The following is a 14,653-nucleotide window of genomic DNA, read 5'->3' as shown; positions in this document are numbered from 1 at the left end:
AATGATAAAGCATGAAAGATAAACTAGAGTCCAAATCACAATCAAATAACAGTATTTATATGGATAACGCTGCCTCAACGCCAGTTAATTCAGAGGTAATCAATGACATGATGCCATATTTATTTGAGCATTACGGTAATCCTTCTTCACTTCACAGGATGGGAAGACAAGCTGCCTTGGCCATTTCCAAGTCGAGAATGCGCATAGCAAAGTTGATCAATGCAGACCCATCTGAAATATACTTTACATCTGGAGGGACAGAATCTAATAATCTTTCAATTATTGGAAGTGCAAAAAAAATTAGAAAAGAGAATCCAAAATGTAATAGACTTTTGACCTCAGCAATTGAACATGAATCGATACTAGAAACGGTAAAGTACATCCAAAATGAACTGGGTTTTGTAATTGATTATGTGCCCTCCAGCAGGAACGGATTTGTTGACCTAGTAACATTCAAAGAAATGATTACCAAAGAAACCGGCTTAGTAACTATTATGCTAGTTAATAACGAAATAGGAACGATTCAGCCCATTAAAGAGTTGGTAAAGTATGCCAAAAGCGTAAGTAAGGAAATAATTTTTCATTCGGATTCTGTCCAGGCACTAGGCAAGATTCCTATCGATGTGGAGGAGTTAGGTGTAGATATGCTATCACTATCTTCGCACAAAATCAATGGGCCGAAAGGAGTTGGCGCATTGTATTTGAAAAAAGGGATCCTAATCGAACCTATCATTTATGGAGGCGGTCAAGAGATTAGGTTAAGATCTGGAACAGAAAATGTAGCTTCTATCGTCGGATTTGGTAAAGCATGTGAAATATACAGAAAAAAAATTGGACCTTACAACTCACACTTGATGCAGCTTCAAAAATATTTTGTCGAAAGAATTAACAACGAAATACCAGAAGCTAAAATAAATGGCTCTCTTGAGAACAGAATTTGGAATAATCTAAATTATTCTTTCAACGGGATAAACGGAGAAGATTTGCTTATAAAATTAGATGAGCTAGGCTTGGAAGTTTCAACTGGTTCTGCATGCTCATCAAAAAGAAAGAAAAAAGCATCCCATGTACTGGAATCAATTGGCCTATCGTATGATGAAATTTCAAGTTCAATCAGATTTAGCTTGGGCATTCAGAATTCCATTGAGGAAATAAATACTGCCACCGATATTTTGAAAAGAGCAATCCTTGAAATTAAAAATTCAAAATAGAATTTTCATAAGTGAAACTTGGGATAATAGGCGTAAAAGAATTCTTACCACATTTGAATGGACAGAATAACTTATTAGCTTTGTACCACAAATAATATTTATTATGAGCAGTGTTCAAAACAGCAAAGACATTGAAGTCGGCGATACCGCACCAGATTTTGAGTTATTAGACACGAATCAAGAGTCTCAAAAATTATCGGATTATAACAAGAAAGGACTAACAATACTGGCATTTTTCCCAGCAGCCGGATCACCTGTTTGCACGGTGGAATTATGTAATTTTAGGGATTCAATCAATGATCTGGAAGGAAAAAATGTTAAAATTTTAGGAATTTCTGTAGACTCGCCTTTTGCAAACAAAGTATTCGCAGAACATCACAAATTCAATTTTCCAATACTAAGCGATTACGATAGGGATGTCATAGAAAAATATAATGTGGTCATGCCAAGCCTGGGCAAGTTGAAGGATTTCAAGGTGGCAAAGAGATCTATTTTTGTAATAGATGACAAACTAAAAGTGATTTACAAATGGGTAAGCGACAATCCCCTAGTAGAACCCAACTATGAAGAAATAAAAAAAGTTACTTCTACTAAGTAAATTTGTAATCCTATTTCAAGGAATTACTATTTTTTGCAATAGTTATTTTTAGGTTCCATATTATTCGAGAATTGCAACTACATCATTTCTAGAAATACTCTGTCCCTCTTTTACCTTCAAATCTCTTATCTTACCATCTCGGTGAGATTTTATCGCAACTTGCATTTTCATAGACTCCAAGACTACTATACTGTCGCCTTGTTTTACTTCATCACCTTTACTTATTGCTATTGAAATCACCCTTCCAGGAATTTGACTCGATATCGTATTCATTGAATTAGCCCCACCGGTAGAACTGGTTGATTTTTCTATTATCTCCGATAACTTGCTATGCTTCTTAAGGACAAGAATTTGATTATCAAGTGCTATTTTTAACTCTGTGCTTGTAGACTCTGCAATTTTGGCCTCGTGGAATTTATTATCAAAAATAAACTCGAATTTGTCTGTGCCAATTTCTATTATTTTTAGCAAGTGTTCTTTATCGTTTATTTTGAGAACTAGATCACCACTACGAGTAAATCCTTCAATTTTACCGTGAAGCTCCTCAGAAAACTCATCAATTTTGATTTGCATTTAGTTTGTCATACCTCCAAATCTCCAATTATTTTGTGATCCCTGACGTGAATGTGCATTTTTCTTGATATATTCCGATTGGAGTAATGCTGTTGCCACGGCTGGCAAAATCCTATTCTGGAAATTGGAGTTTTTATCTTTTAACTCGGTTTTCATTTTTTCTATAATAGAATACCTATCAAGGTAATCCGTAGAAAGCTCACCTTTAATAAAGTGATCTTCATTCATTATCGTCTTATAAAGTGGGATGGTAGTATTTATCCCCTCAATCACAAATTCGTCCAAAGCATTTCTCATCCTCCTTCGTGACTCATCAAAATCGGATCCCCAGGAGATAAGTTTGGCTGTAAGCGAATCGTAAAAACCAGAGACAGTACAACCAGGATACAAATAAGTATCCACTCTTATACCAGGCCCGTAAGGTAAATTACAATTGGGAACTTTTCCAACAGAAGGTGCAAATTCATAAAAAGGATCTTCAGCATTGATACGACATTCAATCGCACTACCATTGAGCTTCAAATCTTCCTGCTTGAAAGGGATGGCTTCCCCGTTTGCGATAGAAATCTGTAACTTGACAAGATCAATGCCTGTAATTAATTCAGTAACAGGATGTTCAACCTGCAGCCTAGAATTTATTTCAATGAAATAAAAATTTCCTTGTGGATCACATAAAAATTCAGCAGTCCCAGCGTTCAAATAATCCACTGCATCTACCGCCCTCTTAGCTATTTCACCTATCTCATTTCTCTTGTCGACAGTCATTATTGGAGACGGAGACATCTCTATCAGTTTCTGGTGTCTTCTTTGTATAGAACATTCTCGTTCAAAAAGGTGTCTAGTGTTACCATGCGAATCGCGCACTAGCTGAAATTCAACATGTCTGATCCTTTCTAGAAATTTTTCTACAAACAACGCAGCCTTCCCGAACGCTGCCTTTGATTCAGCAGAAGCCATTTCAAACTCTTGTCTAAGCTCGTTCTCATCTCTTGCCAAACGGATTCCTCTTCCTCCACCACCAAATGCAGATTTCAATAATACAGGATATCCAGCTTCCCTAGCTATTTCAGCCGCCAATTCAACGTCTTCAATAACGCCATCACTGCCTGGGACTGTTGGAACCTCAGCTTTTTTCATGAGTTCTTTACATTTCATCTTGTCTCCTGTGAGGTCCATAGCGAGACTCTTGGGGCCAATAAAAATAATATTATTTTTTTCACATAATTGTGCAAAAGTTTCATTTTCTGATAAAAAGCCATAACCAGGATGTATGGCATCTACACCTGCTGCAATAGCAATTTCCATGATCTTGTTCATGTTCAAGTAGCTTTGAGCCGGGGCAGCTGGACCAACGTGGTATGCAGAATCAGCTCGTTTTACATGAATAGACCTAGTATCTTCATCTGAATAAATGGCAACAGATTTCAAACCTAATTCCCTACATGCTCTTATTATTCTAAGAGCGATTTCCCCACGATTTGCAATCAATATACTAGAAATTTTTGATGTCATTTAAAAACCACTTAAAGATTGATGTTACCATGCTTTTTCCACGGTCTTGGTTCTCTCTTATTTGATAAAGCATAAAGCGCGCTGATTATTGTAGTCCTAGTCTCCATGGGGTCAATCACAGAGTCAATAGTACCTCTTTCTGCAGCAATGTATGGATTAGCAAACTTATTCCTATATTCTCTTGCTAAATCTTTCTTTCTGCTGACAGCGTCTGAAGAATCTTTCAAGCTCTTTCGGTGAATAATAGTAATCGCTGCCTCAGGACCAAGGACAGCTATCTCGGCTGTGGGCCAGGCAATGTTTAGATCGGTTCCAAGATTCTTACTCCCCATGGCAATGTAGGCACCACCATAAGCCTTTCCAATGATACATGTAATTTTTGGCACAGTAGCCTCGCAATAGGCAAATAATAATTTACTCCCATGTCTGATTATACCATTGTGCTCTTGATCCGTACCTGGTAAGTATCCAGGCGTATCCACCAGGGTTATTATCGGAATATTAAAAGAATCACAAAAACGTACGAATCTAGCAGCTTTGTTAGAAGAATGTATATCCAAAGCTCCCGCCAAAAACATAGGTTGATTTGCAACTATACCAACCGATCTTCCACCCATCCGAGCAAATCCTACAATAATATTTTCAGCGAATAATTCATGGACTTGAAAAAAGTTTCCATTATCTACTATCGAATTAATAATCTCTTTCATATCATACGACTGGTAAGGATTTTCAGGGAGGATTTTAATTAAATTGGGATCCAATCTGTTGGGGTCGTCAGCATTTTCTGTTATTATTTCAGGCTCCTCTCTATTATTCTGAGGTAGATAAGAGATCAGTGTCTTTATCTTGTCCATGCAATCAACCTCATCTTTTGCAATAAAATGTGCAACCCCTGACTTTGTTGCATGAGTTCTGGCGCCGCCCAATTCTTCGAATGTCACATCCTGACTTAAGACTTCTTTTACAACCTCAGGTCCTGTAACGAACATCTGACCAACATTTTCAACCATAATTACAAAATCAGTCATGGATGGAGAATAAACTGCACCTCCAGCACATGGTCCGATGCTAGCAGTTATCTGAGGTATAACACCTGAAGCCATTGCATTCTTCAAAAATATATCACCATACCCATCCAAACTAGAAACACCTTCTTGAATTCTTGCTCCACCTGAGTCAAGAATTCCTATAATAGGACAACCAACTTTCAACGCGTGTGTCATAACCTTTGACACCTTTTTTCCAGCCATTTCACCCAATGAGCCTCCTAAAACTGTAAAATCATAAACATAAATGAAAACCTGTCTACCGCCAACAGTACCAAATCCAGTCACCAATCCATCGCCAAAGTATTTTTGGACTTCAGGATCGTCTCCCCGATGTGTTACAAATTTATCAATCTCAGTAAAAGTATTAGGATCTAATAATAGATTGATCCTTTCTCTTGCTGTTAGTTTCCCCTTTGAATGCTGGGATTCAACCTTATCCTGACCGCCGCCAGCTTCTGCACTCTCCTTACGGTCATAATATTGTTTTAGTTTCTCCTCATGCATATATTATGTTCTTAATCCTTCGTGCCATTTAATATAGACTTTGCTATAAATTTAGACTTTGCTATAAATTTAGACTCTGCTATAAATTTAGACTCTGCTATAAATTTAGACTCTGCTATAAATTTAGACTCTGCTATAAATTGCAAAATGAATCCGCATAAAAATGCAATATCACCCCCTACTCTTTCGTGCTTAATTCGCGAAGCCCATTTCTCCCACCTTTGGCACGTCTAAAGTAATTGAGACCAACGTTATAATTTTCATACAAAGATTCTAGGGTTTCAATTTCCATTTTCAAAAAATCCTTTTCATAAGAAGAAGAATTGCCGGAATTTTGTAACTCCTGTAATTTTTTTACCTTTTCTGATATTAATTTGCTTACATTATATTCATATTCGCTTGACAATTGATACCTACTATTCATGGAGAAATTCAGCATTTTAACGTTTTTGATTACTGAATGTCTTTTTTTTATTTTCGAATTTTTCGCATAAACTGTTTCTTATACAATTCGTATTTTTCATCATCAAAATTCACCAAACATTTAGCACAATAACTATAATCAACATCCCCTCCGTTATCTCTGATTATACTAAGCTTTGATATCAATTCGTTATCAATATCTATGATATCTGAGCAAATGATACATTTTCTACCAAGATCCTTTGTTGTTTTAGAATTTAGTGTTGATAGGGTTTTTTTTGATTTAACTAGCGATAAATTCTTGGCACCATCATAAGAAGCAATTTGGGGTCGATCAGAAGTTCCAAGCTGATAACAATCTTCATGTAATATGGCTTTAGATGCTTTTGACCAATAACAAAAATTTCCAGGTTCCAGTTTCTTGTTACATTTGATACATCTACCAGGGAATTTGACTCTAATTCTAATCCAATCACCATCCGCTGAAAAGGAATCTAAAGACATCTTATCAACCCGAAATAACAGTTAATGGGTTATTATTTATTTTCAATACCATAATGATGGCTAAGCACGTAATTTTTCTTTTACTATAATTTCATTAATCTTATCATCCTCGTTACTATTAAAGTCAAGGACACCAAACTTGCCATTCTTGATGACTTGAAGAAAATATGATAAGCAGAAAAGACCTACAGTACTAGTACTTGTATGAAATTGCTTTGAAAGTGCATTTCTTAGCGGTCGAAGTGATTGACCTCGCATAAAAATGGTTCCAATTAAAGGAAAAGGTATAGAATATTGACTATACTTTATACCCAGGTTTCTACTGGTTTTAAACAACTTTGTTAATAAAATGTCGTTTGAATATTTCAATAGTCTCCAATTACGATTTTCATAAATACGATTTACAAACAAATCAACCTCAGACAAACAATGCAACAAATTTGCAAGTTTCTCATCAGAAATGTTCTTATGATTGCTAACAATACTATTATACAAGGCGTTTAAAAAATCCCTACTTCTTTCCTCCTGACTATACCCGAACTTTGGGGTAGAAAACTGCAATACAGAATTCAATAACATTTGTTTGGTTTCATTAATATTTTCAAAAGTAAAGAACTTGCTAATGCTCTCCTCAATTTCATACTCTGATCCAATTTTAGAATAACCCTCGATCGTTCCCTCAATTATCATTTGTAAACCATTGATTAAGCCCCTCGCATCACCACGAGCATCTCTTATTATTTTTATAATAGTATCCTGATCTAAGATTTTACTTTCCCTATTTAGTATATACTTGATTAATAAGTAGCTTGCAAAAGGCGTTAATGGTAAAAATGTTACGATCTTGCTACTTTTTAAGACATCTTTCATTTTTTGATTTTTTGAATTTGAAGCCATAATGATTGGAATATCGGCATCTTTCAGGACTACAGCCAAGAAAGAGAGGCCACCATAGTCATCCCTACCGGATATGCCATCAATTTCATCGAGAAAGAGCATCAATTTCTTACCAAACAAGCTAGAGTTGATAAGGAGTGGCAGAATAAGTGCCTCTAGGTTAGATTTATTCCTGAGATCACTTGCATTTAATTCTACCAAATCATAATCAAAATATTTTGCCAGTGATTTTACAAAAGATGTTTTCCCAGTACCTGGTGGCCCCATCATAAGCAATGGTTTTGAGCCTTTTACCCAATGGGATAACCAATCTATGACAATGTGTCTTTCCTTTTCATTGCCAAAGAATCCATCTATTGATTTCATTCTATATTTTTCTGTCCACATCATTTCAAACTGCTCCCCATATTGTGTTATTTTTCTTGCAAATCAGTTTGGAATTTTTCCAATAAATCATTTCTGTTGGTGACTAATTCTCTATACCAATATTCATTGTAATGACTAACAGTTAAAAATAAGAATTTAAGAAAGGGTTTAATCTTGAAATCATCGTTTAACATTTCTAATGCCAAATAGGCTTCTGCTAAATAGGCTTTGCTTTTTTCTAATGTTAGTTTAAACCCCATCTTAACATCATTTGTTAAAATTGAATAATAAAGAGGCCAAGAAGGTGATTTTATTCCCCTTGTTAAAATTGCATCTTGAATTTCATTCCCACACCCAACGCATTCTGCTGCCTTCGCCATGCCAATATAATAAATTTCAGACAATGGATTTCGATTTAGACACATATTTCTTCCTGCGGTCCCGAGTACAGAACGATATTTTTTATAACTTCGTTCCAAATTATCGTAAGACAGTTCAATACTTTTGATTTTTAGTTCATAGTCTATTTTTTGTCCCAATAATGCATCTGCAAATCCAGTTTTGAATACTTCATATACCTCAGGTCCAGCATTTTTTATATTTTGTTTGGCCAGCATTAAGATATATGGATTAAGAAATTTGTAATCTTCCAAATAATCCAAATCCTCATCTTTGTCTAAAATTCTGTCCATCGGTTCGCTTAGATCAATGGCGATTAAATGGCCATCAATAACATTATTTCTAATGCGATCATTGTTTTGTCCGCTAAGACTTGCAAAACCATCATATAAAGCATAAAAAACAGGAAAAGTCATCTTAACAAAATTAGAATTCAAAATCCTATCAATCCTATCGAAGACAATCTCCTTTTCCCTCATCTTGTTACTAAACAATAATATTTTATCATAATCAAGTTGAAGTTCTGTTGAATCACCGACTTGTTCCAAAAACCGATTGTGTGTTTCGACAGGCGTTTGATCCGAAATTATCAGTTGATGTATGCCATCTTTATATCTTTGTATGAATTTAGCATATTCAATTTTGGATTCAGTCAAATAATATTTAAAGAGGTTATATCCTCTGTCTTTAACTAAGCCACTTTTTAGTATTTTTCTACCAGATGGAGTTCGAAGTAGGTTGCGTTTCTCAAAAATATAATCATCCTTACTGCTCATCTAGAGTCCCTAAGTAAATGAATAAAAAAAGATGGATTACCTAGAAGACATTGCTATACGTTCTTGCTCGTTCTTTTTCTTGATAGCATAGCTATTCATATCACTTTCAGATGCTAGTAATATCTCCTTTGCAAGAACTTCTTCCATTGTCTGTGGACTAGAATAGGTTGATTCTCTTACTCCTTCAGCAATAAATCTCAATGCAAGGTCAATGCGCCTTAATGGAGCAACATCAACGGAAACATGGTAAACAACCCCTCCATATACAATTCTGGTCGTGTCTTCATTAGGAGCCGCATTTTCAATAGCTCTTACGAGTAACTCCACAGGGTTTTTTCCAGTTTCTAAGAATATAATATCTAAAGAGGTTTTTACAACATTCATGACTCTGGCCTTTTTGCCACCCATTCTACCAGTATTTTTTGCATATCTCTTTCCAAAATGCATTAATTTGTTTGCTAGCCTTTCAATGATGTTAACTTCTGCCTTTTTAAGTCTCTGATGTTCATGTCGTCCAAAGGTTATAGGTATTTTCATGGATGGACTTAGATGTATGACATTTTTTAGACCAGGATCGATAATTTCAATATTTGTAGTATCCCACTTGCTAAATAACAGTAAATTAACTTGTTCCTTTCCACTCATAATTATCTCCTCGGTTTTTCCTTCTTGCCGCGTACAAGCATATTTAAAGAAACCCCATTCACCTTAAACACTTGCCATCTTACTCCAGGAATATCACCCATTGCTCCCCCCATAGAACCACCTATACCTTCCAAAACAACTTCGTCATGTTCATCCACGAAATTTAATGCACCGTCACGTGGAAGAAAAGCAGTAATCGACTTTCCATTTTTAATTAGCTGAACTCTTACACATTTTCGAACAGCTGAGTTAGGCTGTTTAGATTCTATACCTACTTTTTCTAAAACTATACCTCTTGCCTGAGGAGCACCTTCTAATGGATTAGCTTTCTTGTCAAGCATTAACATTCTACGTTTATAATATTTGTTTGACCAACGGGCTCGTTTTCTTTTTGTCTTCAAAACTCTACCCGAAAATAAACCTAATGGCGATTTACTCAATACATATCACATCTTTTCACTTTTAATTAATTGTTCCGGACTTATCACAAGAACATTCGTTATGTTGTAATATCTCTTCGCCAGCAATCTTGCTTTCTCAACATTCCTACCATCTTTTCCCACAACCAATCCCTTCTTTTTGGCATCCACGACCACCAATGCCTGTTTACTACCATCCATCTTGTCATTGATTTTAACTTCAATAATCATATCAGAATTAAAAATATTTTTCACAAATTCAGCAGGCTGATCTGAGTGTTCAACCAGCTCGATCCTTTTATTTATTACGGTTTGAAGCTGTTTTATATTTGATCCACCTTTTCCAATCGCCATGCCCATTTGGCCTCTATTTACAACAAAGATAACACGTTGCAATTTGTCATCTAAAATACAATCCCGAGCATCTGCAGAAGTTACGCTTTGAAATAAAGACAATAACCGAAACTCATCAGGAGACAACTTGATTTTCTCGCTCACTGTGCATTCATCCCATCATGAAAGAATAATTGATTCAAGTATAAATAAATCTCTCTAGGATCTCCCCATTTAAGTTTATTTTTGGATTTCAAGTTAGGAAAATAAAATGAGATAAATAAAATTCGATCGAAGACAAAATTCTTAATAAAATGTTCGTGGCTAAGATGTTATATCATTTATTTCCTCATCAGTAACATTTTTCAGAGATACGACGCTTGTACCATAAGACAAACTGCATAATCGTCCCAAGGATACAGAATTCCCGGGATAGTTAATTACAGTGACTTTCCCCTCTTCCGCAATTCTCCTTAACTTTTCTTCGGAATCTTCTGGTAACGATTTTGATATGACCAATAGCTTTGTCCCTTTAATATATTGCGATACTTCCTTAAAACCAGTCTTTATCTTGTTGTTATTTGCTGCATCTTTTAATACTTTTCCTAATTTCTTTTCATTCATATAGGTTTACTCCTTCACACTCATATATAGATCAATCATTCCAGTTCCGACTGGTACTGTAGCCCCAACAATTACATTTTCGGTAACCCCCTTCAAAGGCTCAACTTGGCCTTCTAAAGCAGCCCTTGCAATAGTTGGCACCGTAATTTCAAAAGCAGCTCTAGCCAACACTGAAGTCTTGGTTCCAGCGATTCCATGTCGTCCTATCTGTTGAAGATAGCCTTTTGATGTCATGAGATCAGCAACAAGCATAATGTGTCGAATATCCACCTCCAATCCTTGCTCTTCCAAAGTATTGGTAATTTCCTTAACTAGAGCTGTTCTTGCGGCTTCAATTCCTAAAGTTTGCCATATCTCGAACACATTATTGGTGGTGATTCGATCTACGTCGATTCCTTCAACGAGTACAACCTTGGCTAAATTAGAACCAGCTGTCTGAATAACCCATTCATCATTTTGTTTTACAATTGTCACTCTTTCTATATCAGGTACTCCTTTAACTCGAGCATTAAGTAATTTGTTCCTTAACGTCAATAGGGTTTGAGCATCTGGTTCTTGAGATAAAGAGATCTTTACCAATAGCAATTCATCATTCACCGTCACTTCGTAACGTTTCTTTGAACTTTTCAAGACTTCATGAATTTCCTGAATAGATGTACCCCTATCAGCGATTTTTTTGTCAGAAAAATAAAATGACAAGTTTCCTGCATAATCTGTATCAACTTTGCTTGTGAGATCGGAGATACGAGTAAATATTATACGTTTTGCAACTTCTAGTGCTTTCTCTCTGGATGATTTATGATCTTCATCTAAATAGATATCCATGGTGGGGGTGACAGGTTTCTTTCGTGCATCAACAAGTTCAATCAATCTTGGTAAACCTAAGGTAACGTTTCTTTCCTTGACTCCTGCAAAGTGAAAGGTTCTTAAAGTCATCTGTGTACCGGGTTCGCCAATCGATTGAGCAGTTACAACTCCAGCAGCTTCACCGGGTTCTACCATAGCTCTCTCGAACAGATCCATTATCTTGTGAATAACTTTCTTAATGCCCGATTTACTCAAAGGATAAGTGATTAATGCAGATTCTAATTCAGAACCTAACTTTGGATTCATCTTTTCTTTAAACTTTTGCAGCATTTCCTTCATCTCAGTTTCAGTAGTTTTCACACCCTCATCAACAACTGATTCACTTTCGACAAGCCTGATGATATTTACCGCATCGCCATGATCACTTTTGGCAGGATCAATCCCATCATCACCATAGACGTACTGAACTATATTACCATGTGGATCACGTACTGTTAGATCATATTCTATCTTCAAATGTTCCAAAGCATTTATCAATCTACGCTGCATGTATCCGGATTGTTGTGTTCTGACTGCAGTATCTACCAAACCTTCACGACCTCCCATGGCATGGAAGAAAAACTCAATCGGGCTAAGTCCATCACGATAATTAGACTTTACAAACCCTTTAGAGTCAGGATTTTGATCACCGGGTCTAAAATGTGGCAATGCCCTATTCCTATAGCCTTTGATAATTCGTTTTCCTCGAATGGATTGTTGACCGAGTGCTGCAGTCATCTGCCCAATGTTTAGTGTCGAACCTCTTGCTCCTGTTGATGCCATAATGACCCCTGAGTTATCATCTGGAAATGAACGATCTGCAATTTTTCCAGCCCTATCTCTAGCGCGAGACAATTCATTTACTACATACAACTCCAAGGCTTCTTCTGGCGACAATCCCCTGGTCAAAGGAAGCGTACCATCGTGATACTGTTTAATTAATTCACCAATCTTGTTATACGTCTTTTCTATGACTTCAGAAATCTCATTACGTGTTTCTTCGCTAAGCCAGAGATCCGAATATCCGTAACTGAATCCTTTATGGGTTATATAGGTTTTGAGCATGATTAAAATAGCATCTAAAAACTTTTTTGCTTCATCGTTACCATAGTCTTTGGCAATCCTATGCAATACACTATCAGGCTCTTCTGCCCCTATAGAAGCCTTATCTATGACACCAGAGATTAGTTGGCCATTCTTTATGACAACATCCTTTCCCTGTAACTTAGATGCTTTATTCCATTTGGAGGTAATTACAAAATTGAAATCTTTTGGTAAGAAAAGAGAGAACAATTGTTTCCCAGTATAAAACTTTTTTCCATCTTTCTCAATCTGAGGATCAGGTAACGGTCCATTATATCCACCCAAATACGCAAAATTTGATATTTCGTCAGCTGTTAACAATGTCTCGTCCTTAGTTAACAAGAAAGCTCCGGTAATGAAATCCCTTATACCACCAATTATTGGTCCCCCATAACGTGGAGATATCAATTGATCCTGTACTTTCATCAACAATGCGGCCTCGGCTCGAGCTTCTTGACTTTGAGGTACATGTAAATTCATCTCATCGCCGTCAAAGTCTGCATTATACGGAGGGCAAACAGCGGGGTGGAGTCTAAAAGTCCTATATGGCAAAACCCTAACATTATGAGCCATAATAGACATTCTATGAAGAGATGGCTGACGATTGAATATCACTACATCGCCGTCCATCAAATGTCTTTCAACAGTATAACCATTCATTAAGGAATCAGCTATTGCAGCTCTATCCGTGACATAGTCTAGACGTATTTTAACGCCATCGGGTCTAATAATATAATTGGCGCCAGGATAGTTATTTGGGCCATTTAAGACTAACCCTTTTAACTTTTCCATATTCCAAGTTGATACAGTTTCTGGAATTGTTAATTTCTTTGCAACATCGGTTGGAACTCCTACATCAGAGATAGTCAAATTAGGATCGGGAGATATAACTGTACGACTTGAAAAGTCTACTCTTTTACCAGATAAAGAACCACGGAATCTACCTTCTTTGCCCTTTAATCTCTGTGTTATAGTCTTTAGTGGTCTCCCAGAACGGTGATGAGCCTGCGGGATTCCAGAAACTTCATTATCAAAGTAGGTAGTTACATGGTATTGTAGAAGATCAACAAGATCTTGAACTATAAGTGGTGGTGTTCCTGCCTCCTTGCTCTCTTTTAGTCTCTGATTTACTCGGATAATATCAACTAATTTGTGAGTCAGATCATCCTCAGACCTAATACCTGTTTCCAAAATTATTGAAGGTCTAACAGTTACTGGCGGAACTGGCAAGACCTGAAGAATAAACCATTCAGGCCTTGCAGTTTTTGGATCATATCCGAGTAAAATCAAATCATCATTTGATACATTGAGCAATCTTTCCCTTATGGTGATTGGTAACAATCTGTTTTCACCAACATCAGTTTTTTCAACAAAAATCGTTGGTTTTGTAAATATTAAGTCATATTGCTCTTTTTGACAATGCGGGCAAACTTTTACTTTTTTCGCCTTCTCAATAATTTCATCTTTCACATTTTCTAAAGTAATTACTGCATAAGCTGCTTTGCTATCTCTCAACTTTTTGTATTTTTCCAGGTCTTCGCTTGCTAGTTTTATTCTATTACAAGATCTGCATGTGATTAGTAACAGTTTATGAATATCGTCAATAAACGCGATGTGTAATACCGGTTCGGCCAATTCAATGTGTCCAAAATGTCCAGGACAACGTGCGGAAGTGTTCCCACATGTAGCACATTTTTGACCAGGTTCAAGGGTCCCTAATCGATTATCCATTAACCCTCCCTGGACTGGCATTCCATCTTCATCGTACGTCTCAGGTGCAGTAACTTCAGTTACGCTGAATTTTCTCACTTCTACAGGTGACCAGATACTAAACCTAATTCCATCTAATATTTTAATCGACTCGTCATTCATTTAAATAAACCTCCTC

Annotated in this window: 14 protein-coding genes; 2 read left to right on the top strand and 12 right to left on the bottom strand. The window is 36.4% G+C overall.

The features are described 5' to 3' along the window. The first annotated feature begins 11 nt into the window (after positions 1-11). Entirely contained in the window at positions 12-1,211 is a 1,200-nt protein-coding gene (locus tag F1Z66_RS07410; RefSeq protein WP_149862973.1) for a cysteine desulfurase family protein, read from the top strand. A gap of 103 nt (positions 1,212-1,314) precedes the next feature. Then, complete coding sequence (locus F1Z66_RS07405; protein WP_149862972.1) at positions 1,315-1,809, top strand: redoxin domain-containing protein; 495 nt, start codon at positions 1,315-1,317, stop codon at positions 1,807-1,809. A 60-nt stretch (positions 1,810-1,869) separates the two neighbouring features. On the opposite strand, the gene F1Z66_RS07400 is transcribed toward F1Z66_RS07405, so the two are convergent. The 12 genes from F1Z66_RS07400 to F1Z66_RS07345 form a co-directional block, all read right to left on the bottom strand. Next, complete coding sequence (locus tag F1Z66_RS07400) at positions 1,870-2,382, bottom strand: biotin/lipoyl-containing protein (protein ID WP_149862971.1); 513 nt, start codon at positions 2,380-2,382, stop codon at positions 1,870-1,872. Beyond that, positions 2,383-3,894, bottom strand: a complete 1,512-nt coding sequence (locus F1Z66_RS07395; protein WP_149862970.1) for an acetyl-CoA carboxylase biotin carboxylase subunit — start codon at positions 3,892-3,894, stop codon at positions 2,383-2,385. An 11-nt stretch (positions 3,895-3,905) separates the two neighbouring features. Next, positions 3,906-5,450, bottom strand: coding sequence for an acyl-CoA carboxylase subunit beta (locus F1Z66_RS07390; protein WP_149862969.1), 1,545 nt, complete (start codon positions 5,448-5,450; stop codon positions 3,906-3,908). A 178-nt stretch (positions 5,451-5,628) separates the two neighbouring features. Then, on the bottom strand, positions 5,629-5,856 hold the full coding sequence (locus F1Z66_RS07385) for a hypothetical protein (protein ID WP_149862968.1): 228 nt from the start codon (positions 5,854-5,856) through the stop codon (positions 5,629-5,631). A gap of 65 nt (positions 5,857-5,921) precedes the next feature. After that, on the bottom strand, positions 5,922-6,377 hold the full coding sequence (locus F1Z66_RS07380; RefSeq protein WP_149862967.1) for a hypothetical protein: 456 nt from the start codon (positions 6,375-6,377) through the stop codon (positions 5,922-5,924). A 60-nt stretch (positions 6,378-6,437) separates the two neighbouring features. After that, positions 6,438-7,664, bottom strand: coding sequence for an AAA family ATPase (locus F1Z66_RS07375; RefSeq protein WP_149862966.1), 1,227 nt, complete (start codon positions 7,662-7,664; stop codon positions 6,438-6,440). 23 nt (positions 7,665-7,687) lie between these two features. Continuing rightward, a complete protein-coding gene (locus F1Z66_RS07370; RefSeq protein WP_149862965.1) occupies positions 7,688-8,815 on the bottom strand; it encodes a hypothetical protein in 1,128 nt (375 codons plus the stop codon). A 36-nt stretch (positions 8,816-8,851) separates the two neighbouring features. After that, positions 8,852-9,460: a 30S ribosomal protein S7 gene (locus F1Z66_RS07365; protein ID WP_149862964.1), complete on the bottom strand. Its 609-nt coding sequence runs from the start codon at positions 9,458-9,460 to the stop codon at positions 8,852-8,854. 2 nt (positions 9,461-9,462) lie between these two features. Beyond that, complete coding sequence (locus F1Z66_RS07360; RefSeq protein ID WP_149862963.1) at positions 9,463-9,900, bottom strand: 30S ribosomal protein S12; 438 nt, start codon at positions 9,898-9,900, stop codon at positions 9,463-9,465. A 6-nt stretch (positions 9,901-9,906) separates the two neighbouring features. Beyond that, entirely contained in the window at positions 9,907-10,377 is a 471-nt protein-coding gene (locus F1Z66_RS07355) for a NusA-like transcription termination signal-binding factor (RefSeq protein WP_149862962.1), read from the bottom strand. Between the two features lie 159 nt (positions 10,378-10,536). After that, complete coding sequence (locus F1Z66_RS07350; RefSeq protein ID WP_149862961.1) at positions 10,537-10,836, bottom strand: ribosomal L7Ae/L30e/S12e/Gadd45 family protein; 300 nt, start codon at positions 10,834-10,836, stop codon at positions 10,537-10,539. Between the two features lie 6 nt (positions 10,837-10,842). After that, complete coding sequence (locus F1Z66_RS07345) at positions 10,843-14,637, bottom strand: DNA-directed RNA polymerase subunit A' (protein WP_149862960.1); 3,795 nt, start codon at positions 14,635-14,637, stop codon at positions 10,843-10,845. Positions 14,638-14,653: the final 16 nt, after the last annotated feature.

Source organism: Candidatus Nitrosocosmicus agrestis (assembly GCF_008389435.1).
Taxonomy (GTDB): domain Archaea; phylum Thermoproteota; class Nitrososphaeria; order Nitrososphaerales; family Nitrososphaeraceae; genus Nitrosocosmicus; species Nitrosocosmicus agrestis.
The sequence above is the reverse complement of the archived record's forward strand: the minus strand, read 5'-3'. Positions and strand labels throughout refer to the sequence as shown.